Origin of the sequence: Kitasatospora sp. NPDC008050 (assembly GCF_042957465.1) — a bacterium.
Lineage (GTDB): Bacteria > Actinomycetota > Actinomycetes > Streptomycetales > Streptomycetaceae > Kitasatospora.
In genome coordinates, this window is sequence record NZ_JBIBIJ010000004.1 from 19,441 (window position 1) to 44,396 (window position 24,956).

Annotated in this window: 11 protein-coding genes and 1 pseudogene; 5 read left to right on the forward strand and 7 right to left on the reverse strand. The window is 71.0% G+C overall.

Translation table 11 applies throughout. The features are described from left to right. The first annotated feature begins 264 nt into the window (after positions 1 to 264). A complete protein-coding gene (locus ACFZB9_RS09395) occupies positions 265 to 1,767 on the forward strand; it encodes a glutamate-cysteine ligase family protein (protein WP_391445231.1) in 1,503 nt (500 codons plus the stop codon). A 100-nt stretch (positions 1,768 to 1,867) separates the two neighbouring features. Next, positions 1,868 to 2,671: a type II CAAX endopeptidase family protein gene (locus ACFZB9_RS09400; protein ID WP_327070287.1), complete on the forward strand. Its 804-nt coding sequence runs from the start codon at positions 1,868 to 1,870 to the stop codon at positions 2,669 to 2,671. On the opposite strand, the gene ACFZB9_RS09405 is transcribed toward ACFZB9_RS09400, so the two are convergent. Together ACFZB9_RS09405 and ACFZB9_RS09410 are read right to left on the reverse strand one after the other, a co-directional pair. Then, the gene (locus tag ACFZB9_RS09405; protein WP_391445233.1) at positions 2,649 to 3,578 is read right to left on the reverse strand and encodes a PhzF family phenazine biosynthesis protein; all 930 of its coding nucleotides are present in this window, start codon (positions 3,576 to 3,578) and stop codon (positions 2,649 to 2,651) included. The two genes, ACFZB9_RS09400 and ACFZB9_RS09405, sit on opposite strands and share 23 nt — an antisense overlap. Before the next feature lie 245 nt (positions 3,579 to 3,823). After that, complete coding sequence (locus ACFZB9_RS09410; RefSeq protein ID WP_391445235.1) at positions 3,824 to 4,015, reverse strand: YegP family protein; 192 nt, start codon at positions 4,013 to 4,015, stop codon at positions 3,824 to 3,826. Positions 4,016 to 4,465: 450 nt separating this feature from the next. On the opposite strand from ACFZB9_RS09410, the gene ACFZB9_RS09415 reads away from it, so the two are divergent. After that, positions 4,466 to 6,673: a hypothetical protein gene (locus tag ACFZB9_RS09415; protein WP_391445237.1), complete on the forward strand. Its 2,208-nt coding sequence runs from the start codon at positions 4,466 to 4,468 to the stop codon at positions 6,671 to 6,673. Positions 6,674 to 6,680: 7 nt separating this feature from the next. Here the strand turns inward: ACFZB9_RS09415 and ACFZB9_RS09420 are convergent, their stop codons facing one another. After that, complete coding sequence (locus ACFZB9_RS09420) at positions 6,681 to 8,363, reverse strand: hypothetical protein (RefSeq protein WP_391445239.1); 1,683 nt, start codon at positions 8,361 to 8,363, stop codon at positions 6,681 to 6,683. Between the two features lie 991 nt (positions 8,364 to 9,354). Further along, a pseudogene (locus ACFZB9_RS09425) lies at positions 9,355 to 9,684 on the reverse strand (TauD/TfdA family dioxygenase); the annotation flags it as partial. Positions 9,685 to 10,169: 485 nt separating this feature from the next. Between ACFZB9_RS09425 and ACFZB9_RS09430 the strand changes: the two are divergent. Then, the gene (locus ACFZB9_RS09430; protein WP_391445241.1) at positions 10,170 to 12,248 is read left to right on the forward strand and encodes a tetratricopeptide repeat protein; all 2,079 of its coding nucleotides are present in this window, start codon (positions 10,170 to 10,172) and stop codon (positions 12,246 to 12,248) included. Here ACFZB9_RS09430 and ACFZB9_RS09435 read toward each other — a convergent pair. The 3 genes from ACFZB9_RS09435 to ACFZB9_RS09445 all read right to left on the reverse strand — a co-directional run bounded on the left by ACFZB9_RS09435 (position 12,184) and on the right by ACFZB9_RS09445 (position 23,297). Beyond that, positions 12,184 to 13,689 carry a hypothetical protein gene (locus ACFZB9_RS09435; protein WP_391445243.1) on the reverse strand — a complete coding sequence of 502 codons (1,506 nt, stop codon included), beginning with the start codon at positions 13,687 to 13,689 and terminating at the stop codon, positions 12,184 to 12,186. The two genes, ACFZB9_RS09430 and ACFZB9_RS09435, sit on opposite strands and share 65 nt — an antisense overlap. 724 nt (positions 13,690 to 14,413) lie before the next feature. Next, positions 14,414 to 14,707 carry a DUF2695 domain-containing protein gene (locus ACFZB9_RS09440; RefSeq protein WP_391445245.1) on the reverse strand — a complete coding sequence of 98 codons (294 nt, stop codon included), beginning with the start codon at positions 14,705 to 14,707 and terminating at the stop codon, positions 14,414 to 14,416. 52 nt (positions 14,708 to 14,759) lie between these two features. Continuing rightward, positions 14,760 to 23,297 carry a ricin-type beta-trefoil lectin domain protein gene (locus ACFZB9_RS09445; RefSeq protein WP_391445246.1) on the reverse strand — a complete coding sequence of 2,846 codons (8,538 nt, stop codon included), beginning with the start codon at positions 23,295 to 23,297 and terminating at the stop codon, positions 14,760 to 14,762. Between the two features lie 338 nt (positions 23,298 to 23,635). On the opposite strand from ACFZB9_RS09445, the gene ACFZB9_RS09450 reads away from it, so the two are divergent. Continuing rightward, positions 23,636 to 24,868: a penicillin-binding transpeptidase domain-containing protein gene (locus ACFZB9_RS09450; RefSeq protein WP_391445248.1), complete on the forward strand. Its 1,233-nt coding sequence runs from the start codon at positions 23,636 to 23,638 to the stop codon at positions 24,866 to 24,868. The last annotated feature ends 88 nt before the right edge of the window (positions 24,869 to 24,956 follow it).

A 24,956-nucleotide genomic window follows, 5' to 3' on the forward strand; every position in this document is an offset into this window, starting at 1 on the left:
GCGCGAGAGGGCCACGCGGCAAGCGAGAGAGCCGCTTCGGCCCGGGGCCGGTGCGGCGTGCAGCGCGAAGCCTACTCGAACAAGTGCGCAGGGTGACCTGTTTATCACCTTCTGTCGTGACCGGCAAGTCGAGAAACAGGTGAGGAATCGTCAGTTCCCTTGTGGTGCAAGGCATAGAGGCGCATCGGGTATCGATCTTCCGGCTGGGCATGATGCTGGGCACCATGATGCTGGGCACGGTGACACCGGCCGAAGGGGGTATCCGTGGGGGAGAAGGTCATCGCGACCCGGGCCGACCTGGCGGACCGACAGCAGTACCGACGCAAACTGCAGTCCTGTCAGGAGGCGCTGGACCGGATGCTGCGCGAGGGCCGGTTCGACCGGCCCAGGGCCGTCCTGGGCCTGGAGATCGAGCTGAACCTGGCGGACGAGCAGGGCCTGCCGCTGATGCACAACGAGCAGGTGCTCGCGGCAATCGGCTCCGCCGACTTCCAGACCGAGCTGGGCAAGTTCAACATCGAGGTCAACATCGCCCCGCACCGGCTCAGCGGCCATGTCTTCGAGGAGTTGCGCGAGGAGATCGACACCGGTCTGCGCTATGCCGACCGCCGGGCCGCCGAGGCCGGTGCCCGGATCATCATGGTCGGCGTGCTGCCGACCCTGGGGGTCGAGCACACCGGTCTGGACTCGATGTCGCACAACAACCGTTACACGCTGCTCAGCGACCAGATCATGGCGGCCCGTGGTGAGGACATCGCGCTGGACATCGAGGGGGTCGAGCACCTGGTGCTGGACTCGGTGACCATGGTGGCGGAGGCGGCGGCGACCTCGCTGCAACTGCACCTGCAGGTCACCCCGGACCGCTTCGCCCCGGTCTGGAACGCGGCCCAGGCGATCGCCGCCGTCCAGGTGGCGCTGGGGGCCAACTCCCCCTTCCTGTTCGGGCGCGAGCTGTGGCGGGAGACCCGTCCGGTCCTCTTCCAACAGGCCTGCGACACCCGCTCGGCCGAACTCAAGGCCCAGGGGGTGCGCCCGATCACCTGGTTCGGCGAGCGCTGGGTGGACTCGGCGGCGGAGCTGTTCGCCGAGAACCTGCGGTACTTCCCCGCGCTGCTGCCGATCTGCGACGACGAGGACCCGGCCAAGGTGCTCTCCTGCGGCGGCATCCCAAGGCTCGCCGAGATGCGGCTGCACAACGGCACCATCTATCGGTGGAACCGGCCGGTCTACGACGTGACCGACGGCGTGCCGCACCTGCGGGTGGAGAACCGCTGCCTGCCGGCCGGCCCCACGGTCGCCGACACCCTGGCCAACGCGGCCTTCTACTACGGACTGGTCCGGGTCCTGGCCGAGCAGAGCCGGCCGATCTGGACCCGGCTGCCGTTCGCCCGGGCCGACCTGAACTTCCACACCGCGGCACGCTACGGGATCGACACCGCCGTGTACTGGCCGCGCCAGGGACGCGGGGCACGCGGCGCGCTCGCCGAGGTGCCGGTGGTCGACCTGGTGCTCGGCGAACTGCTGCCGCTGGCCCACCAGGGTCTGGACGAGTGGGGCGTGCAGCCGGCCGACCGGGACCGCTACCTGGGCATCATCGAGCAGCGCTGCCTGCGCCGGACCAACGGTGCCGCCTGGCAGGCCGCCACCGTCCACCAGCTGCGCGAGCGCTACGGGATGGACCAGGCGACTGCGCTGGCCACGATGACCAGGCGCTACATGGAGCTGATGCGCGTCGGGGAGCCGGTGCACACCTGGCCGGTGGGGTGAAGGGCGGATCCGCGGGGGAGGGCGGCTCCGTGGAGGGCGTGAGACGGGCGTGTGAAAGCGTGAAGGGTGCGCTCATGGCGGTGTGACAGGATGATCGGCCATGACGATCGCACCGCCCGCCTCCCCGGAGAACATCCTGCCGCCCGGTTCTCCCGGGCGGCGGTTGCTCGGCGCCGAGCTGCTGATCGTCCTGGGCCTGTCCCTGGGCGCCAGCGGGATCTACGCGGCGATCAGCTTCGCCGACTCGCTCACCCAGCACGCCGCGCTCAGCCAGCAGGTCGCGCCGCTGAACTCCTCCGCCGCTCCGGGGCGGCCCTGGATCGACCTGGCCTACCAGCTCTACTACATCGGCCGCGGCCTGATGCCGGTGGTGCTGGTCGGCTACCTGCTGATCCGCGAGGGCACCAGCCTGCGGGTGCTCGGCTTCGACCTGCGCCACAAGCTCGCCGACCTCGGGCGCGGCGCGGCGGTGGCCGCCGTGATCGGCGGTAGCGGCCTGGCCCTCTACCTGGGTTCGCGGGCGGCCGGCGCCAACCTCACCGTGGTGCCCTCGGGGCTGCCCGACGTCTGGTGGCGGATTCCGGTGCTGATCGGCTCCGCCTGCCAGAACGCCGTGCTGGAGGAGGTGGTGGTGCTCGGCTACCTGATCCGCCGCCTCGAACAACGTGGCTGGGGCTGGCCGGCCGTGGTGCTGACCAGCTCGCTGGTGCGCGGCTCGTACCACCTCTACCAGGGCGTCGGCGGGCTGGTCGGCAACATGGTGATGGGTGCGATCTTCTGCCTGCTCTACCGGCGCTGGGGCCGGGTGATGCCGATGGCCATGGCACACGCGCTGATCGACACGACGGCCTTCGTCGGGTACGCGCTGCTGGCCGGTCACGTCAGCTGGCTGCCGACAGGGTGAGCCGGCCGTCCAGCACGGTGACGGCCCGGCCGGAGAGCAGCACCCGGTCCCAGCCGGCGCCGGTCGGGGCGTTGTCGGCCGGGCTCGTGCCGGTTGGGCTCGTTTCGGCTGGGGAGCGCGGTGCGGTGCGCAGTTCGCAGTGGACCAGGCCGCCGCGGGCCGAGGCCTGGTAGCCCGTGAGCACGGTGCGCCCCAGCCGCTCGGCCCAGAACGGCGCCAGCGCGGTGTGCGCGCTGCCGGTGACCGGGTCCTCGGGCACCCCGGCGGCCGGGGCGAAGTAGCGCGAGACGAAGTCGTAGCCGTCGGCCGGGTGCTCGGCGAGCGCGGTGACCGCCACGCCGCGGGCCTGCTGGCGGGTGACGGCCGCAAGGTCCGGCGCCAGGCCCCGGACGGAGTGCTCGCTGCGCAGCTCGACGAGCAGGACGTCGAGCTCCCCGGTGGTCCAGCAGCCGACCACCGGGCGGCCGAGCGCCTGCGCCAGGCCGTCCGGCACCTCGGTCGGCTGAGGCCGCGCGGCCGGGAAGTCCAGGCTGATCGTCCCGTCGGCCTGAGGGGTCGCGGTCAGCACCCCGCTCAGCGAGCCGAACCGGATCGGGCGGCCGTCGGTCAGGCCCTGGGTGCGCAGCGCGTGGGTGGCGGCCAGGGTGGCGTGGCCGCACAGCGGGACCTCGGTCATCGGGGTGAACCAGCGCAGCAGCCAGTCGACTTCGCCCTCGGCGCCCATGCCCGTGGCGTCATCCGCCTGGCTCGGCGGGCGGACGAAGGCGGTCTCGGAGAGGTTCAGCTCGCGGGCCACCTGGCGCATCCACTGCTCGTCCGGCCAGCTGTCCGTCTCCAGCAGACAGACGCCCGCCGGATTGCCGGCGAACGGTCGGTCGGTGAAGGCGTCGATGATCAAGATGCGCATTCCCCGAGCGTACGGGTAGATCATGAACCGTCGACAGGGCCAATCCGGCGGGTCCGGCCTGGTCGAGCTGGGCAAAGCGGCGGGGGGGGGGCGCCCGCGCCCCCCCCCCCCCCCGCGGGGGGGCCCCCCCCCCCCCCCCCCGCCCCCCCCCCCGGGCCCCCCCGGGGGGGGGGGGCGGGGGGGGGGGGGCCCCGGGGGGGGGGGGCGCCCCCCGGGCCCCCCCCCCGCCGCTTCGTCGAGACCTGCTACGCCACGCTCCCGCTCGCCTCGCGGACCTCCGCGTACGGCGCGAGCTTGCGGAGCGACTCGATGTTCTGCAGCAGCGATTCCTTGGTCTCGTGCGCGTCGCCGACCACGACGACCGAGCCGTTGCTCGCCTTGAGCCGGAACCGGTGCATGCCGCTCTCGTCGGTGAACAGTTCGAACTTCCCTGCCATGGAGAATTCACCTCTCGGGTTGGGTCACCCCCTCCTGACGCACCGTAGGCGGTCGGTGGCGGGGACGCATGCCGGATGGCCCGTCAGGGGCGGGTGCCGGGGAGTGGTGGATGGCAGCGTTCATCAGCCCTTTGAGAGCGAAGAGGCCACGACGCTCAGCAGCGCGTGCTCGGGCAGGTGCGCGAACTTCCGCGCGCCTGCCGATGCGGATCACCGCGGTCGGTCGTTGGGTGGCGCCTGGCGGGCGGACTTGCCGGCGCCGGCGCCGGCGGCTCGGAAGCTTCGCCCGGCCTGGCGCCGACGCCGCCTTCTCGGGCGGGACGGAGATGACCACCGCTTCCGCCGGGGCGGTTCGAAGCGGGGTGTCGGAAACCGGGAAGCCAGCGGTGATGGAGACGGTGCTCCGGTAACGTGATGGCCTGTCAGGCTGGCTCCAGGACAGGAGAGTGGATGGACCACGACCGCTTCGAGGAACCGGCCGAGCGGACCTTCGTCCGCAATGTCCTGGACGGTACGGTCCACGGCAACGCGTTACAGATCGGTCGGGTCCACGGCGGTATCACCGTCAACGTGTCCATGGCTACGCCCTCCAGGACCGGCAGCAGGCCTGACGACGTGCCGCAGCACCTGTCCCGGTTCATCAACCGGGTCAGGGAACTGGGCACACTGAGCTCCTGGCTGGATGACGACGCGGCCGACGCTGTCGCCTCGGCGGTGGTGAGCGGACTGCCGGGGGTCGGCCGGCGTGCGACGGTCCGCCGACTCGCGTACGACTGCAGGCAGCGCTTCCCCGGCGGACAGCTCTACGTCGACTTCGCGGCATCGGACGGCGGTGTGGGCGGGAGCATCGCCGAGGCGCTGGCGATCTGCCTCAAAGCCCTTGGGCAGGCGGAGGAGTATCTGCCGAACAGTGTTGACGATCGGCTGCGCGAGTACCGTCGGCTGTCGGGCGCACGCCGCCTGCTGGTGGTGCTCGACAATGTGACCGAGCCGGCCCAGGTCCAGATGCTGACCCCCAAAGGGACGGGCAGCGCGCTCCTGGCCACCAGCGACATCCTGCTGGGTGAGTTGAGGCTCGACGGCGTGCGGCTGATGAAGCTGGACCCGCTGGACGAGTCGGCCGGCCTGGAGCTGCTGACCGCCCTGTGCGAGCCGGAGCCGGTCCGAGCCGACCCGACGGCTGCGCGTCGTGTCGTGGCCCTGTGCGGCGGGCTTCCCGTCGCCCTGCACCTGGTGGCGGCCCGACTGTCGATGCAGCCGCACCTCACACTGACGGCGGTGGCAGGCGAACTTGAGGACGACTCGGCTCGACTGTCGGTGATGACGCTACAGACCCCCGGAGGGGAGCGCAGTGTGTCCGGCGCCTTCGATCTCGCCTATCGATCCCTGACACCGGAGCAGGCCTGGCTCTACCGCCTGCTGGGGATCCTGCCCACCCCCAGCTTCGACGCCGGCGCGGTGGCCGCGGCCGGCGGTCTCGAAACGGTTGCCGTCCAGCGGCTGATGGCACAACTGGTCCGGGCGAGCCTGCTGGAGGCGACGGTCGACGGTCGCTATCACCTGAATGACCTGGTGCGCCTGCACGCACGTCACTGCGCCGAGTTGGAGACCCCTGAGGCGGAGCAGGTCACGGCCCTGTCCGGCCTGGTGACGCACTACCTGGCCCTCACCGCGCTGGCGGACCGGGCCATCCAGGCCGACCGGCTGCGGATCGCCAGGCTGGAAGACCTGCTCCGGAACGCTCCGGACCCCTTCTCACAGGCCGGCCAGGACGCCGGCCAACTGGCGCTGGCCTGGCTGGAAGCCGAGCGGGGCAACATCCTCGCGGTGTTGCGTGCCGCCCGTCGGCAGGCTCTGGACCGGCAGGCTTGGCAGCTCGCCGAGGCTTTCACCGCGCTCTTCCTGCATCACCGGCACCTGGGGGACTGGTGCGACTCCCTCCAACTCGGCGTGGACGCCGCGATCGCCGACTCGGCTGTGGCGGCCGAGGCACGGCTGCGCAGTCTGCTTTCCCGCCCCCTTCTCGATCTCGGGGAGGACGACCGGGCCAGTGCCGAACTCGAGACGGCCGTGGTGCGTGCGGACGAGTCGGGGTGTCTCCTGCTTCGTGCCTCGGTCCAGGAGTTCCTCGGCCGCTACTGGGAGCGGCACGACCCGGCCCGGGCGGTCACGGTCTTCGAGCTGTCGCTTCAGCTCAACCGTGAGGCCGAGGATCCGCGAGGGGTAGCCGTCGCCAGCTACTTCCTCGGCTGCGCGCAGGATGCCGCGGGCAGCCCCGAGGCGGCTTGCGTCACGTTGCGGCGGGTCATCGAGGAGTTCGACAGCCTCAGCCGGCCGGATCGCAGAATGGCGGCCCGGGCGCTGGCTGCCCTCGGTCTGGCTCGGGTGCACCTGGGCGATGTCGAGGGAGCCCGGGACGACCTTGAGCGGGCAGCAGAAGCCCTGCGCAACGCGGACGCCACGCACTACGAGGCCCGCGCCCGCATGGCACTGGCCGACCTGATCGAGCAGACGGTGGCGGACCGGGCCGGAGCCCGGCGTCATCGTGCCCGCGCCCTGGAGATCTTCGAGGCGGGAGGAAGCCCGGAAGCGGAGGGCCTCCGGCGTCGGCTGGCGGAGGGGGACGGTCCTGAGGGGGACGGTCCTCAGGAGCAGTAGGACCACCTCAACCTCTCCGGAGCTGACGCAGCTCCACCACGTGTGTCCGCGCGGAACCGATCCGCACGGTCAGCCGGGCTCCGGCAAGAGGGATGTCCGCACGGAGGCAGGCATAGACGGCGGCTGCTGCGAGACCGGGGTCCGCCACCCCGTCGGCGGCGGTCACCTGGATCAGGCGGCGGTCCCGCAGCCCGACGAGGTGTTCGCCGGCGGCCTCCAGCGCCGCGGCCGCCGCGCGGCTTCCCGGGTAGGCACCGAGGATCTCGGCGATCCGGTGCACGGTCGCGGTCGCGTCGAGTCGTGTCCGTTCGATCAGCACCGACGCGTTGAGCGTCTGCTTCGGATCGGGCTCCTCCAGGTCGCAGGCCAGGTAGCGGAACTCGCCGGGGCCCTCGTCGGCCCGGCGGGCGACCGAAGCGGGATACCGTTCCACGCTCAGTGACCAGCCGTCGGCGTCCGCGGCGAGGCGCAGCGAGACCACCGCCGCGGTGACCGGGCTCGGTTGGATCTGCGGTACCGGGAACGCGCGCACGGGTGTTGGACCGTTCGGCTCCGGCAGTCCGATCAAGTCGTAGACGGTGGAGCGCAGTCGCTCCATGGCCTGGCCCGGCTGGTCAAAGGCCTGCTGTGCGATGTCGGCCCACCGGTCGGGTTCCTGACCGGCCATGGCCTGCTCGACCTGGGCACGCAAGGGGGCCTGGAGATCGAGCCGAGGAGCGCGTCGACCGAGCTCGGCCCCGGCGGTCCCCGGCACCGCGTCGTCGCCGAAGGCCGCGAGCAGCACGGGCCGCCCCAGCGACGCGCTGTACAGCGTCACCGAGCCGTGATCGCCCACGACCGCGGCGGCGGCGACCACGCTCGCCTGCCAGCCACGGGTGGGCGGGATGATCAGCAGCCCGGCCTCCAGCGCGGCGGCCTGGAGAGTGCGGATCTGCCAGGCCCCGTGCGTCGACCAGATATTGGGATGCAGGACGACCGCGACCCGGTACTCGTCGAGCGGGAGCTCGGCCAGCAGGCGGGCAGGGAGATCCGGTACCCGGGCGATCAACGAGGTCGGTCCCCAGGTCGAGCTGACCACCACCAGCCGCTGGCCGGGCTCCAAGCGCAGCGCCCGCAGATACGTGTCGCGCTGCGGCACACTGGCCACCAGCCGGTCGTAGCAAGGATCGCCGATGAGGACGGTGCGCCCCTCGGTCTCCGGGTGCGCTGCCAGCAGTTGGGCCGCCTGGTCCGGGTGGGACACGGCGAGCCGGGCCCTTTTCAGCAGCCTCTCGGACACCATGCCGGACAGCCGGCTGCCGGTGCTCCGGGAGTCGGGTACGAGCTTCTGGAAACCGACGCCGTGCGGGAGCACGAGTACCGGGCAGTCACTGTCCGGCAGGTCGATGTTCTCGCTGGCCGACAGGATGAGGTCCGGCGCGACATCGGACAGGTGATCCCACGGGACAGAGCGGCAATCCGCGCTGCGTAGCAGATCCAGGACCCCGTCGCTGAATGCGGAGGTCGGATCGTGGGCGAACACGACACCGACCCGGTCGTCGCCGCGCAGCAGGTCGGGAAGGACTTCGAGGACCCGCACCGTGGAGGTGACGGTGCGGGCCGGGACCACGAGGGTCCGCACGCTCTGGAAGGTACGCCAGCGCCAGGCGTCCGGGCCGACCGGGGCCCGCAGACTCGCCTTACCGTCCACGCTCGCCCCGCACCATTGGCTCAACCCTGATCTCTACAGCTCGCGGCTCGCGGCTCGCGGCTCGCGGCTCGCGGCTCGCGGCTCGCGGCTCGCGGCTCGCGGCTCGCGGCTCGCGGCCACCGTTACCGCATGGATGGCTGTGAGGCAATCCCTGAACCTCGATTCTCCGAGTAGACGAAGCGGGCACCCATGGCCGGCCGCCTCATCACTCGGAGCCGGCATCGTGGATCCATTTTAGGCTGTCAGCTGCTCCCCGCCGGTTGAGGGAGTCCCGCCGGCGGGCGGTGGGAAGGCCAAACACTGCAAGGCAGCGGATCCCGCCTGAGCAACCCCGTCGAGGCCCGCCGCACCCGCCAGCCGGATGACTCGCTGGATCTGATGGGGGAGCTGGTGGGACCTGGCCGCGTCGACAGCCGAGTACAAGCCAACGGCTGCGGCTTCCCTGTCGCCGTACTCGAGATGGAACTGGCCCATCGTGACTCGTTCTATGACATCCCATTGTGGAGGTGCCAGGGTACGGTCAACCACTTGCTGTGCGACGGACGCCGCACGACCCGGGCGGTGGGTCAGCAGAAATCCCCGCAGTTCGACCTCGCGAAGACTGAAAGCGTTCAGAAAGAAGCCGGTGTCCGTGCGGTTCCGATCGAGCGCCGCGTGGCAGATGCGCAGACAGCGGTGTCCGGGATATGTACGACCTGCTGCACATCATCTGTGCGGCCAGCTCCTCCTGGCTCATCCGGTGGAACTGCCGGTAGTAGCGCAGGATCCGGGCCAGGTCGCCGGTGCGTAGAACCTGCCTGCCGCGAGATGTGTACCAAGGCATGGATGCGAACGTCGGTCGGTTCTCGGGTAGCGTGGAAGGGCCGCCGATGGTCTGCGCGAGAAGGTCGTTCTTTTCGGGCATGGATGGCCTCGGTTCGTCTTCGGCGAAATGGGCATCGATCTGCTGTTCCATGGTCAGCGCTTGGTCATGGTGATGAGTGGTGTGGTGTCACGCCATACGCAGCATGGTCCGGGAGCCGGCGAAGGCGCGTCGCCCATGAAGCCAGCGGTGATTGTCAATCACGTATCCTTGGCCCGCATTCAGAGCAACCACTTCGCTGTGAGAACTGATCGATCGGTGAAGTGCCGCGAGCGCGTCTTCGGCAGCCGGCGAGAAGCGCGCCAACTCCGGTGGCCACAAACGTATCCGCAGCGTGCCGTCGCTGACACGCTCGAACACGGCGCCGGTGTGCACGCGGCGTCGGCCGTAGGTGACCGCGTTCGGCCGGCACAGCGGCGTGCGGGTGGGCTTGCACCTCTCCGAGGGACCGTGCCAAGTCGATGAGGGTCGACCTCGCTGTGGTGCCTGTGAAGAGTGCCAGGCCGCGGGCGGCGAGCCGGTCTCTCACTGCCGCCCCGTCAACCGGCTGGTCTCCGCTCGTCCAGCAGTCCGAGAGCACCGCTTCCCCCGATGTCATCTGTTCGTACCTTCCTTCGTGGGCTGTCCGGGTCGTTCGTAGGGTCTCCCTCGCTCCGTATCCAGTGCAGCGCAACACGGCGGAGGCGTCCAGTGACAAACAGTCACGAAGGCGGTGCCTGGGGACGGGCGACGAAGCCGTCGCGGTGACGGTGGAGGGAATTCCGTCGATCATTCGCTGGTGCGGCGGGGCGACCCGTCGCGGGTGCCGGACAAAGGGATCCCGGAAGGCTACGGTTGGGATGACGTAGGAGTGGAGCAGTGCTGGTCGGCCATGCCGACGGAGCAGGGGGTGGGGCGTGGTGGATCCGCTGTCGGTCACGGCGGTCACGGGAGTCCTGAGCGCGATGAGCGCGAGTATGGCCACGGAGGCGGGCAAGACGGTCTACGAGTCCTTCGGTGGGGTTGTCCGGCGGGCGTTCGGCCGTGAGGTTCCGGCTCCTCGTGGGGCCAAGGAGCGGGCGGCGCTGGCCGCGCTGATCGTGGAGCGGCTCCGGCAGGAACCGGAGCAGGCCCAGGCGTTGGCGCAGTGGATGGGGGCCGCGGGAGCGACGGGGCGCTCTCCCGGCCACGGCGCGCCGGCGCTGCTTCCGCCGTCGGCCCGCTTCTTCACCGACCGAGCCAGGCAACTGGCCGCCCTGCAACGCGAGGTGGCCCGCAAGCCCGACGGACGGATCCGGTTGGCGATGCTGGTCGGGCCGGAGCTCATCGGGACCACGGCACTGGCCGTCCACTTCGGCCACCGGGAGATCGAGCGCTTCCCCGACGGCCAGCTGTACGCGGACCTGCGTGGCGGCTCGCTGGGCTCCTCGCCCGAACCGACAGTCGTTCTGCGGTACTTCCTGAGCCGACTGGGGGTGCCGGACACGCAGATCCCGCCCACGCTGGAGGACCGGGTCGATCTGTACCGCACCCTGCTGGCCGATCGGCACCTCCTGGTGGTGCTCGACCACGCCCAGTCCGTCGGCCAGGTCAAACCGCTGATCACCACCGCTCCAGGGGTCTTCATCCTGGTGATCGCCCGTCGCCCCCTGGTGGGTCTGGACGCGGTGCCGATCGAGGTCGGGCCGCTGCCCGAGCGGGATGCGAAGCGACTGCTCATCGACGTGGCCGGCAAGCAGGCTGTCGCAGCGGCGCGTGCCACCCTGCCCTCGGTCCTGGCACGCTGCGCCGGCTCCCCATTCGCGCTGCGTGCGGCAGCACAGCACCTGACGACAGCGCTACCGCACCAGAACAACGGCATTCCTGGCGCGGATCCCGTGCGCATCGTGATCGAGGACCGATACCGGGAGTTCGGTCCCCAGCTCGCCGTCTTCTACCGGCGCAACGCACTTCGCCCCTGGCCGTCCATCAGCGCCGCCGGCGCGGCCGCGGCCGCCGGTGTCCCGCACGCGCAGGCGGTGCGGATGCTCGCCGAGCTCACCGAACTGGGCCTGCTGGAGGAGACGACCGCCGGCCGGTACCGCTACCGCCCGGCAGCGCGAAGGCACGCCGAGGAGGAGGCCCTGCGGACGGAGGGTGCCGCGGCCGCGACCGCGGCGACCGCTGCGGCGGTCGAGCGCTACCTGCACTTCGCCGTCCGGGCGGACTACAAGGCACTGCCGAAGCGGTGGCATGTCAGTCCCCTCTTCGAGCAACTGGGCCAAGGACCTTACGAAGACGAGGGTGAGGCCCTCGTAGCGCTGGGCGAGGAGCTGGGCAACCTCCTCGAAGCGGTGCGTGCCGCAGAGGAGCTCGGGGATCCGGACACTGTCTGCCAACTGGTCGAGGCGCTCTGGGCCTGGCAGTTGAAGGTCGGGCACGTCGATGTTCTGCTTCCCGCGCTGCGGGCCGGTGTCCGGGCGGCAGGCTTGCTGAGCCGTCTCGACTCCCGGATGGTCGCGCGGATGCACACTCAGCTCGCCCACGGTCTGATGGAATCCCAGCTCTACGAGGAGGCCGAGACCCAGCTGCGCGCGGCCGCCGACGCCGCCCGGGCCAGTGGCCGACTGCTGGGACAGGCCACGGCCGTCGAGTCGCTGGGCCTGTTGCGCCTACGGCAGTGGAGGTTTCAGGCCGCACTGTCCTGCTTCGACGAAGCCGGTCGGGTACTCGACACAGTCGCCGGGGACGATCAAGACGTCGAGGAGTTGCCGCGCGCCCGCGCCTTGCTCGAACGCCACCGCGGCCGGGCCCGGCGCGGACTCGGAGACCTGACACAGGCCGAGGAACTGCTCACCGGTGCACTGGAGTTCTTCCGCAACGGCGACGGCGTCGAACAGTACAACGCCGCCCGGACGCTGACCGACCTCGCCGAGACCCACGTGTTGGCCGGTCGGCTCGCCGAGGCGCTGGTCCTGATCGACGAGGCAGCCGCGATCCTCACCAAGGAGAAGGCGGAGAGCCATCTGGTCCACCTCGAAGCGCTGCGTCAGCGCTGCCGGTAGTCACAGCGGTGACCCGCACCCGGTCGACGCCGGCACCCGTGCGTACGGTCAGCTCCAGGCCGGGCGCCACGGTCCGGCCGGAGCTCAGCCAGGCGAGCAGCGCGGAAGCGTGCGCGGCCGGGTCGGCGCCGGCCGGGTCGGCGGTCAGGTGGAACAGTGTGCCGTCGCGATGCAGTGCCGTGCAGGCGTTCGGCTCGGTGAGGTAGGCCGCGAGGGTGCAGGAGTGGTACTGCTCCAGGACCTCGGCTGCCCACTCCTCCGGGCGGCCCAGGCGCGGATCGTGGGCCGGCCCGTGGCGGAAGATGACGTCGGCCGTCGCGAGCACGCCCGGATCAAGGGTGTCCTCGGGAACAGCGAGATGAGCTTCGCCGGGGCCCTGGGGCTCGTAGCGCGGGTCGGCGTATCGGTGCAGGGTGATCTCGGGGCCGCAGGAGCCCTTGCGTACCTGGGTCAGCACGCGCAGCGGTGCGTTGCTCGGCGCGGGTTCGTGGGATGGCAGGGGGAGCGGGTCCAGCACGGCCGGCCCGGCGGGCTGCGCGGCGCCGATCAGGCGGTAGAAGAGTTCGCGCAGCAGCCGGGCGGACTGTCCGGCCGCCGAGCTGGTCAGTTCTGCCGGGCCGGGCAGCGGTTGGTGTTCGTGGATGGCGCGGTCGATCTGCGGGAGGAGCTGTGCGAAAGGGTCCAGCTGGGGCGCTTGCCGCACGAAGTCGGCCACTGGGGAAGTGGGACCGAGTACGTCCAGTGACGCCGCACCGAGCAGTACGGGGGTGCCCAGGGCCGCGGCGTAGTAAGAGACCGAGCCGAAGTCGCCGAGTACGAGGTCGGAGGCGATGAGTGCCTGGCGCCAGCCGTCCAACGGGTCGACGAGGGTCAGGCCGGCCCGGCGTGCCCGGTCCAGCCACAGCCGGATCTGGCCGGCGCCGTGGCCCTGCCAGATGTTCGGGTGCAGGACGGCGGCGAGGCGGTAGTCGTCGAGGGGCAGCTCCTCGGTCAACCGGGGGAGCAGCAGCGGGAGTACGTCCTCCTTGCCGCCGTCACCGAACAGCGAGGTCGGGTTCCAGGTGGAGTTGAGGAGCACGAGGCGCTGTCCGGGCCGGACACTCAGCGCGCGCCGATAGCGCTCACGGTAGCGACGGGCGGCCAGGATGCGGTCGAAGCACGGATCCCCGCCCAGCACCGCCGTAGCTACCGCCTCGGGGCACGCTTCGCGCAGTCGGTCGAGCTGCTCGGGGTGGGAGAGCACCATCGCGTCCGCGATCGGAGCGCCGTTGGCGAGGAGCCACTCGGGGGCGAGGCCGAAGACCGGGGCGTCCGGCGTCCGGCGTCCGGCGTCCGGCGTCCGGCGTCCGGCGTCCGGCGTCCGGCGTCCGGCGTCCGGCGTCCGGCGTCCGGCGTCCGGCGTCGCCAGCCTTTTATTGTAGCCGACGCCGTGCGAGAGCACTGCCAACTTTCCGTTAACAGACTCGAGTTGACCGCCGAAGCTGGCTGAGATTGCCAAGTCGACCGGGAGCTGGGTGGCCTGTGCCCAAGGGAGGACTGGTGTACCGACCGACGCGAGCAACTCCGTGACGCCTGACTGGAACGGCGACGATCCAGGGCAACTGGCGAGGAGCTGGACGCGCAGGTCGTCGCGGAAGAGCGGGATGACATCGAGTAGGCGCGTCGCTGCCGTCACATTGTGCACGACCAGCAGAACTCGCTTGCATCGCCCGCGAGTAGCCCATCTGTACGAGTCATCGCCGACCGGAACACGGATCCAACCGTCCGACCGCTCGCCCATCGTGGCACTCCTTCGCCAACTCTCATCTGGGGCCGCCTGACGACGTCCGGCCTGTGCCCGAGGCTGCAGCGCCCCACCGACGGCGCCTTGCTTCGGAGTGCCGCGCGGTTCAGAGCAACCTACCTGTTCCTCATGTCGCAGGCGATCGCCACTCGCTGCGCACTGTGGTCCCGAGCGAATCGCGCTCGGGACCACAGGGTCAACCTGCTGGGATGCTCAGCCGTCCGAACCCGGTGACTGAATCACGGTCAAGGCGTGATCCCATCAGCCGAAGGCCGGCAGGGTCGCCTTCTCTCGCAGGGTCCGCCGGCAGGGGGCCGGCGTCGCGATGCCCGGGCTGTCGCCTGGACGGCTTCTCCTCGGTCGGTGGTGGACTGTCGGTGCGTCATACCTTGTCGTCGGGATCGACGTTCGCCAGGACTTCGCAGTCGCAGTAGCCACCGGCCGATGCGAGGCCCGATTTGACGGTGTCCCAATCCAGGCCCGTGGAATTCACCCAGGCCTGGGTATGGCGCAGGCTGTGGTCGCAGTCCTGGTCGGAGAGCCGGTCCTCCAGGTGCTCCAGCAATGCGTCCAGCTGGTCCCGGTCGAGCCCCAGGCTCTCCCATTCGTCCTGCTTCTGCTGGGCCTTGTAGGAATCGCGCAGAGCCTTCCTGCGGTCCTTCTCCGAGCTGGTCATCCGCTGTCTCCGAATCTCGATCGGGTTATCGATCCTAGCAATGGGGTCGGGATCATCTCCGACGCCCGCGCCCGTAGTTGTCGTGCTTGTGCTGGAGCTTGTGCAGCACGGTGGTGTTCGGTACGGAGTGGCTGTAGTCGAATCCCTTGTGGGCTTCTTTCCCGCGCAGATGGGCGAGTTCATAGCCCGGAGGGACACGAACGGTCTTCCGGGGGTTCCCGCGCTTGTTCTTGCTCTTGCTCTTGATGCTGTTCATTTCCTGCTTGACCCAGCCGCGGACGTGGCGCGGCTGGCTGGGGTCGTTCAGCAGGGCCTTGAGCCGGTCCTGCTTGCCACCGCGCCCGCAGGAGTTGTGGACGAGGACCTCGCCCCCGTCGTCCAGCACGGTGAAGGTGTGCAGGTCGCCGACGCTGAGGTTGTACACCAGCTGGTTCTCGACGAACCCGGCATCGAAGACCGCCGAGACCTCACGGGCAACGCCCTGCGAGGTGACCAGCGCGTCCCCGACCTGTACGGCGGCGGCGTCGGTCCAACCGCGGCCGGCCACCCAGAGCGGATGCTGAGCGGTGGCCACCAGGGGCGTCCCCGGCGAGTCGCCCGTGGAGATGCCGACCAGGTGCTTGGCGCCGTAGCCGACGATGACGTCCAGGACGGGTTCGGCCGTGGTCTCACCCGTGGTGGGGTCCGTGGCGGTGACCAGGTCGCCGGGCTGCAGCGATTCGATGGCCGCGTAGCTGCCGTCGGCCAGGAGCACCGGTGTGCCGGGGATGAACGAGTTGGGCAGTACGCAACTGGCCGCGGCCTGGCGGAAGGACGTCCGGGCCCGGGAGGCGACCCGGTTCGCTCGGGCCGCCGCTCTGGTGGCCGTCACCGTCGCACTGGCCGCCTTCACCGCGGTGTTGGCGCCGACGAGGCCGGCGGCCGCGGTGACCGCCATCTCCGCGGCCTTGCCCCAGTTGCCGGTGGCCGCGTAGGAGACGGAGGAGACGGCTGCGGCCGCGGCGCCGATCGGGCCGGGGATGTAGGAGGCGACCTCGGCGACCTTGGCGACCACCTGGACCGTCTTCTTCAGCCACTTGGGCATGCCCCAGTTGCCGTCGAGGTCGGTGCAGTTGACCGGGTCGCCGGTGCAGTAGTCGTAGGCACTGGCGTTGCCACCGGGGACCGGGTCGATCTGCAGGAAGCGGCCGAGGACCGGGCTGTAGAGGCGGGCACCCATCAGGATGTCGCCGTCCTGCGCCTCGGCCGAGCGCTCCTTGCCGCCGAGCCAGCCGTAGCGGACCTGGGCCTGGCCCTCCTGCGGGATGCCGAACTCGTCGAAGTCGAGGACGACCGGCTTGGTCAGGGCGGTGTCGGTGGTGACCACCACCGAGCCCTGCAGGTTGGTGAGTTGCAGCTGGACGTCACCGGTGCGGCTGGTGGTGGCCACCAGGTCGGCGTCGGGCCCCGAGACGTTGCGGGTCAGGGTGCCCTGGGTGGTGTCCTCGATGGTCCAGCGGACCTCGTCCGAGTCGTCGCCGTAGTGGTTCAGCCTGCTGGTGGCGTTCGCCCAGGAGCCGTCGGCCTGCTTCTTGGCCGTGGTGAAGGCGGTCAGGCGGTGGGCGGCGTCAACGGCCCACTCCTGCTTGGTGTCTCCCTTCTCCTGGGCGGCGACCTTGTCGTTGGCCCAGTAGGTGTTGGTGGCACCGGTGGCGGTTCTGACGGTGCGTCCGAAGGCGTCGTAGGCGAAGCCCGGGTCGGTCAGCCGGTCGGCGCTGTCGTAGCCGTGGCTCTCGCTGGTGCCGTCCGCAGTGCCGCAGGAGCCGTCGGCGGCCTGCGGGGAGGTCGACTTGGCGAGCCGGTTGGAGTGCGCGTCGAAGCTGTACCGGCGGGTGATGCAGCCACTCGCGGTCGTGCGCTGCTCGGCCTTGGTCAGCCGGCCCAGCCGGTCGTACTGGTAGGAGCGGGTGGCGGTGGAGCTGGTGTCCTTGGCCACCTGGCCCTGGGTGGAGATGTCGGTGGTCTGGGCCCAGATCACCTTGTTGTCCGAGGTGCGGGTGTAGGTCCGGCTGGTGGCCTCGCCGACCGCGTTGGCGGTGTCCTTGCGGACGATTCCACCGGGGTAGGTCTGCTCGGTCAGTTGTCCGTCGGGGCCGTACTTGGCGGTGAACTCGCCCGCGAGGCTGTCGTTGACGGAGGTGACGAGACCTCGGGGCTCCTTGGCCCGGTCGTAGGTGTAGCTGGTGGAGCCGGTGGGGTCGGTGACCTTGACCGGTTTGCCGAACGTGTCGAACTCGGTGCTGGTGGTCCCGCCGTCGGCGTCCGTGTAGGAGATCAGCCTGCCGAGCAGGTCCGTGGTGCGGGAGAGCGTCTTGCCGCCGGCCGTGGTCTTCAGCGCGTCCCCGGTGGCCGGGTCGTACTCGGTGGTGACCTTCGGCAGCGCCAGGCCCTCGTCCGAGGTGATCTCGGTGGAGGTGATCCGGTCGAGGCCGTCGTAGCTGGTGACGGTCTTGCGGCTCTTGCCGGCGTTGGTCTCGGTGGTCTCCTCCGGCTCGTTGAATCGGGAGTAGCGGGTGACCCGCTTGACCGGCAGTGTGGTGGTCATCCGGGAGGCGTCCGCGCCGGTGACCGCGCCGCCGGGCAGGGTGGCGCACGGACTGCCGGCCCACTCGGGCCGGTTGCCGCAGGCCGCGTCGTCGGGGTTGGCCCCGGCGGTGTAGAAGACGGACTTCACGGTGCCCGCGTCGGCGCCGTTCGAGCCCGGCTTGCGGGACTCCTGCGCGCGGCTCGACGCGTCGTACCGGATGGTCGAGGTCAGCTTGGCCCCGAGCGCGTCGGTGGTCACCGAGGTGGGCGTCTTCAGCGTCCAGCCCGAGGTGCCGCCGATCGGGGTGTCGTAGCCGGTGCGAGTGACCCGCTGCTCGACGTCGTCGGCGTAGCCGTCGATCCGGGCGCCGTCGGTGGCGGTGGTGATCAGGTGGTAGGCCCGGCCGTCCGGCTTGCCCTCGTCGTAGGTGTTGCTGTTGTGGTCGCGGGCGAGCACCGAGGTGCCGGCTGCCAGCGACGGGTTGACGGTGGTCTTGGTCAGCGTCAGCGCGTCGATACCGGCCTGGAAGTACGGTGCGGCGGCCGACGGGTTGCTGCCGGTCACCGTCATGGTCAGCTGGTGGTCGCCGCGGGCCAGCCCGATCGGCTGGCCGGCTGCCCAGGGGGCCGTGGTGACACTGCTGTTGTAGCCGTCGAAGCTGCCGACCAGGTCGGTGCCGTCCACGGCGAACTTGACGATGCCGTAGTCGCCGGCCCGGGTCAGCTGGGCCGAGAGCAGGTAGTCGCCCTCTTCCGGCACGGTGATCCTGAAGGTGGCGTTGTCACCGGCCTTCTTGCCCACCAGCATGATCTGCGCGCCGCCGGACCAGCCGCCGTTGCCGACCCAACTGGTGTCGCCGCGCTGGATGTTGAGCAGTGCGGTGGAGCCGAGCTGGGGCAGCGCCTCGCCCTCGGCGACCACCTGGGCCGGGGTGCTGCCCCCGGACACCGCTTCGGAGAGGGTGGCCCGGTAGAGCGGGCCGAGCGTCTCGGTGACGTCCAGACCGTCCGCCGAGTAGCCGGTGCGGGAGTCCAGCAGGCGGGCCCGGGCGGCGGAGTCGGCGGGCAGGCCGAGTTCGGCGACGAACCGGTCGGCCTCCGGATGGGTGCCGAGCGCGATGGCGCGCTCGGTGGCCTCCAGCGTCCGCACGGCGTGGCCGAAGCGGTCGTACTCCTTGGTGTCGATGTCACCGCCCGGGGTGATGGACGGCGTGGCGGTGTTGACCTCGTTGCCGGAGGCGTTGAGGTAGTGGACGGTGGCCGGCCGGTAGCCGTCCGCGCCGGGCTTCGCCTGGCTCGCGGTGGCGGTGCCGGGCTCGTCCTCGGGGCCGAAGACCGCGGTGGCGTCGGTCGGCGCGTCGGTCTGCGCCCACCTGGCGACCTCGGCGCCGGACAGCTCGTACGGACCGCCCCCGCCGCGGGTCAGTGGCACCTCGTAGACCAGCTTGGTCGCGATCTCGCCGTTGACCTGGTCCTTGCTGCCGGGCGCCAGCGTGCCCCGGCGGACCTTCAGCAGCCGTCCCGGGTCCTGGTCGGCGGCCGCCTTGCCGAAGTCGAAGTCCCAGGGCAGCTCACCCTTGGAGCTGATCCGGGTGACCCGGCCGGCGTCGTCGTAGCTGTAGCCGATCTTCATCGGGGCGGCCGCACGCGGGTCCCAGACCTCGGCCAGGCGGCCGCGGTCGTCGTATGCGTAGTGGGTGACCTCGACGGCCTCCTGCTTGTTGGTGTCGGGGTTCCACGACCAGACCTTCACCGACCGGACCCGGTCGGTGAAGTCACCGGGGGCGCCGGGAACGGCTGTGGTGGCGGTCGCGTAGTCGTAGTCGAGCACGTCGCAGCCGCGGGGCAGCGGGTCGACCGAGCAGTGGTTGGTGTCGTCGATGCCCGGCTCGACCGGGGCGATCACCCGCTTGACCAGGGCGCGGCCGTCCGCCGCGTCGTAGAGGTAGCGAGTGCTGGAGGCCGCCTCCGGGCCGGTCTCGCTGGAGACCTGGAAGATGCTGGAGCCGGTGGCCCGGGTGAACTCGGTGCTGCTGCCGTCCAGCTCGGACAGCGTGTAGGTGGTGCCCGGGGTTTCCGGGACCCAGCGCTGGTTCGCGCCGCCGTGGCACCAGTGGATGGTCAGCTGGGTGCCCTGGCCGCCGTTGTCGGGGCTGTCCAGGCACCGGTCCGACCAGGCGTTGTAGTAGCTGCCGTCGGGGCGCAGCTCCCACTTCTGGTTCGGGCCGCCCCAGCAGTCCCAGAGCCAGACCTTGGTGTAGTTGTCCTGCTTCGGCGCGTCCAGGCACTTGCCCAGCGCCATCAGGCTGTCGTTGTCACCGCGGGTCCACTGCTGGGCCCCCGAGGGGTTGCAGTCCCAGGTCTGGATCGCGGTGCCGTTGGTGTTGTTCGCGCCGTTGACGTCCAGGCAGCGGCCGCCGACGGCGATGCTGATCCGGCCGGCGCCGGCCGGGTTGGCCTTCAGCGCCAGGTGCTCGGCACCCGGCTCGGGGAAGAAGGAGCCGTCGGTGCCCTTGGCGAAGGTGACCACCGAGTCGTCGTTCAGCTTGATCTCGGCCAGGTCGGACTGCGGGAAGGAGAGCGAGCGGTAGTCCGATCCGGTCCCCGCGTCCGGGCCGCCGGCCCACTGCGGACCGAACGGGGCGACGAGCTCCTTGAGCGAGAGGTCGTCGAAGTGGACCTCCTTGTTGGAGCCGCCGGGGAAGCCGTTGTAGAGGCGGAACCAGGCCTCGGTGGCGTCCTTGGGGACGGTCAGGTCGACCGAGAGCTGCTGCCAGGCGTCGGTGAAGCCGGCCTTGGCCGAAGCGACCTCGCCGTAGACGCCACCGGACTTGTGGACGCCGACCAGCTTCAGGCCGCGGTTCGGCAGCGCGCTGGTGTCCAGGCCGGTGGCGGCCGGGACGTAGATCCAGCCGGTCAGGCGGTAGGTGCGCCCGGGCTTCATGCCCTGGGCCAGGGTGTACTCGGGGCCGAGCGCCGCGTAGGAGTCCCAGCCGCTCGCGGCCGGGGTGACCAGCAGTGAGTCGGTGGAGTTGTCGTGCCCGCGCGCGGTGGACCGGCTCAGCGTGGCCTGGCCGGCCGTGAAGCCGCCGAGGTCGGTGGAGACCTGGCGCTGGTTGGCCGTCAGACGCTCGCCCTGCGGCTGCCAGCCCCGGTCGGTACCGCGCGAGGAGGCGCTGCGGGAGACCGACAGGCCGGCCTCGTTGGCGTCGGTGACATCCGTCGAGAAGTCACCGGTGAGCAGGTTGACCGAGCCGGGGCCGATGGTGGTGCCGGCCGCGCCGTCCGCGTTGCGGTCCACCGTCAAGGTGTTCCAGGCGGTCGGGTAGCCGCTGCCGGAGCCGTCCTCGGGGAAGAGCACCGCCCGGACCTGGACCACGCCGCCGACCTGGCCGAGGGTGTCGATCACCGTCCAGTTGGCGAAGCCGCCGAGCTCCGAGAGACGCGGTTTGCCGTCGGTGACCGGGGTGTTGTCGGCCTTGGCGAGGTTGGCGAGCGGCACGTTGTACTCGGCCGCGCCGGGGCCGCGACGGTACTGGTAGACCACCCGCTTGAAGTCGGTCTGGGCGTCCACCGAGAGCTTGACCCGCTTGGCCGTCTGGCTGCCGTCGACCGGCGAGCTGAGGCCGGCCCGGCCGACCTGGAAGGCGTGGACGGTCGGCTCGGAGAGGTTGCCGGCCCGGTCCTTGGCCTGCACCTTCAGCACCCGGTGACCGTCGGTCGGCGGGGTGACGGTGACCGAGGTGGCCGCGGTCGCGTTCACGGTGACCGCCGCGCCACCGTCCAGGGTGTAGACGAAGCCGACCAGATCGGCGCTGTCACCGGCGGGGGTGAAGCTGAACGCGCCGCCCTGGCCGGCCGCGCCGTGCCACAGGCCGTCGGCCGGGTAGGCGGCCGAGGTCACGAACGGTGCGCCGGGCTTGACGGTGTCCGCGACGACCGTGGTGGCCTGGCTCCAGCCGGAGTAGTCGGTGCCGTCCCAGAGCCGGGCGAAGACCGCGTAGGAGACGCCCTCGTCCAGCCGGGCGATCCCGAAGTCGGCGGGGGTGGCCTTGAGGTAGCTGCCGTTCGGGCCCTCGCGGTAGACGCTCTTGACGAAGGTGCCGTTGCGCCACAGGTCGATGTTGGCGCCGACCTGGCCGCCGTCCGGGTCGCTGGCGAGCACCGAGAAGGTCGGGGTGGCCGAGTTGGTGTAGCGCGGGTTGCCCTGCTGGGAGGGGAGCACGTCCACGCCGGCGGGGGTGGCCGGCACGGTGTTGTACGTCACCGAGAGGAACGGCGGGGCGTTGCCCTCGGCGGAGCTGAACTTCTTCCAGGTGTAGGAGTCGTTCTCGTCCGCCGCCTTGATCCCGAGCGCGTACTGCCCGGCGTTCATCCCGGACCATTCCCGGACCAGTTGGGTGACGTCGGCCTTGACCCAGGCGCTGCCGTCCGGGTTGGCGCACTGGTGGGTGTCGGCGGTGTCGATGTCCCGGGTCTCGTCGGAGACGGCGTAGCGCTTGCCCAGGCCGGGCTGGTTGCCCCAGCGGCTGTTGCTGTCGGCGTACTGGGCGGACCAGACCTCCCACTGCTTCGGCAGGCAGTACGAGGAGTGGAAGTTCCACAGGTTGAGGCTGGCGCCGAGCACGTGCTTGCCGTTGAAGGCGGCGCCGGGGAAGTGCAGGAACGACCGGGCCTTGACCGAACCGCCGTTGTACGTACCGAGCTTGAGTTCGGTGGCGGTGGACTGGTCGGAGCCGGTGTCGCTCTGGACGAAGGTGTCGAAGCTGGTGCCGAGGTCCACCACCGGGTCGACGGTGACCGGGAAGCTGGTCCTCGGGTCGGTCAGGAAGCCGGCATCGGGCGTGAAGACCAGTTCGGCGTCGGCGCCTTGGCCGCGCAGCTCCATCGTGACCGGGCCGCGGTGCAGGTGCTCGTCGGAGAGCGGGTCGACGGTGGCGTCCCACATCACCGGGGCCGGGATCCGCCCGACGGCCTTTCCGGCCGACCGGTCGATCAGCTCGATCGAGCCGTCGCCCTTGCGGTCGACCTCAAGTCCCTTGGTGTCCAGCGGGATCACGATGGTGCCCGCCTGGTCGACCGCGGCGCGGTCCTTGATCACCAGGAACTGCTCGAAGCCGGTACGGGTGGCCTGGAGCACCAGGTCCACCCCTGGGCGGGCGTCCACGTAGGTGGCGGTGCTGCCGTCGAGCTTCGGCTTGGGGAGCTTGCCCAGCCAGCCGAGTTCGATCCGGTGGCTGTCGTCGCCGAGCTGGACCAGCGCGCCCTCGGCCGGACGAGCCGGTGCCTGGGGCGGGGCTTGGGCCGGGGCTTGGGTCGGTGCCTGGGTTGGTGTCTCGGTCGGTGCTTGGGTCGGCGCTTGGGTTGGTGTCTCGGTCGGTGCTTGGGCCGGCGCCTGGCTCGCCGGGGGAGTGGCGGTGGCGGTGGCGGTGGCCCCGGGCGTCGGCGGGCCACTCGATGGCGGGACGTCAGTGGCCAGGAGCGGGCGGGCCAGCGCCCGGGCGGCGCGGGTGGCACCGGCGGCGGGCGAGGGGGCGGTGCCGGGGGCGGCCACCGGGTCCCCGGCCTTCACGGTCGCGTCGCCGGCCTCGAAGACCAGGCCCTCGGGGTGCGCCTTCGGGGCGATCTTCCCGTCCGGGCGCTCCACCAGCGTGGTGTCCACCGGCACCCAGGCCTGGCCGACCCGCATCCGGATCGGGCCGGTGGCGCGTTCGGCGGTCAGCGTCCCGTTCGGGTTGGCCCAGACCGTGACGGTCTCGGTGCGTTCCCCGGTGACCTCCACCCGGTGGTTCTGGAGCCGGGCCGAGAGCAGAGCTGATGATTCATCAGGTGCTTCGTTGGCCGGGGTGGCCGGTGCCGCCGCCGGTGCCGGTGCCGCCGTGGCTTTCGGGAGCGGCAGCGCGCTGAGCGTGACGCCGGCCTCCAGGGCCAGGCTCAGGGTCAGCACCCCGGCTATCCGGCGCACCCGGCGCAGTGTGAAGGCCCCGCCGGCTGGCACCGGCGAGGCCTGGAACGGTCGAAGCATCGAGCCTGTCCTCATGGTTCATCAAAGAAAAGGTATTGATCCGGTAAAGATTGACATCAATCTCTCACCCAAGAAGTGGCAAAATCGTCGTCAAGTAGTTCGGTGCCGTCTCGATCTGATATCGAAGTGGCAACGCCCGGCAGGTTGCCGTCAGAAAGTGCCCCATTGGTCCGATATGACCCCATGGCAGCGTCGGCCCGCCGCCAATATTCATCGAAGCCGCCGCAACATCTTCCGGAGTCGGAGCGTCGGACTCACGGAGCGCGGACCGCTGGTGTCCGCCCGTCAGAGGGATCGCGCAAGCGCGGGCACGGCCGACGACCAGGGGGAGTACGGAGATGGAACCCGAGCACGAGCAGCACGAAGCCGAGTACGACATGGGCCACGGCGAGGGCTACGACAAGGGCCACGACGCGGGCTACGAGGAGGACGCCCCGCCCGCTGCCCGCCGTACCCCCAGCCGCACAACGGTGCGGATCGCCTGCGGGCTGGTCTTCGCCGGCCTGCTGACGGTCGGCGGCTCGTCCGCTGCCCCGTCCGACGGTGACGGCGACCCGGCTGCCGGGAACGGTCGGGCCGTGGTGCTCCTGGACGACTCGGGCGCGAACCCGGCCCAGCAGCTCTTCGTGGTGACCCAGCCGTCCGCCGGGCGTCAGGTGCGGCTGACCCTGGACGCCGACGTGCAGCGGGCGGCCGAGCAGGCGCTGCAGGCCCAGGCGGGCAGCGATGCGGCCGGGCTGGTCGCGGTGGAGCCGAGCACCGGCGACATCCTGGCCGTCGCCAACGCGCCCGCGGGCGGCTTCAACGAGGCCTTCCTGGCCGGTATCGCGCCCGGCTCGACGATGAAGGTGATCACCGCGGCGGCCCTGCTGGAGGCCGGCGACACCCCGAGCACCCCGGTGGCCTGTCCCGAGAGCGCCAACTCGCCCCGGCTCTGGCACAACGGCGAGCCGGGTTCGTTCCCGGGCTGCACGCTGGCCGACGACTTCGCCCAGTCCTGCAACACGGCCTTCATCAACGAGAGCGCCAAGCTGCCCTCCGGCACGCTGACCACGGTGGCGCGGGACCAGTTCGGCAGCGGCCTCAGCTGGTCGACGGCCCCGGGCGTGCGGAGCTTCGACGCCAAGATCCCGGTGCCGAGCGACCCGGGCGCCTCCGACCGGGCGGCGGCCGAGGCGATCGGGCAGGGCACGATCCAGGCCAACGCGCTGACCATGGCCTCGGTCGCCGCGACCGTGCAGAACGGCACCTTCCGGCAGCCGATCCTGTTGCCCGGTCAGCAGCAGGTGACGGCCGCCCAGCCGCTGCCGGCCTCGGTGGCCAAGGGCCTGCGCGCGATGATGGCCCGGACCGCGGCCTCCGGCACCGCCCAGCAGGCGATGGCGGGACTGGGGGGCGAGGTCGGCGCCAAGACCGGCACCGCGGACGTGGACGGCGCCCCGGCCCCCAACAGCTGGTTCACCGCCTACCGGGGCAACCTCGCGGTGGCCGCCGAGGTGGAGGGCGGCGGCCACGGCGCGGGCGCGGCGGGGAGTGCGGTGGCGCAGGTGCCGGCGATCGGCAACGGGTAGCGCCACGCCCCGGCGAGGGGCGGGGGCGAGGGGCGTGCCCGCAAGGCTCGTTCGAACACGTCCGGACGTACGGTCGACGAAGAGGGGG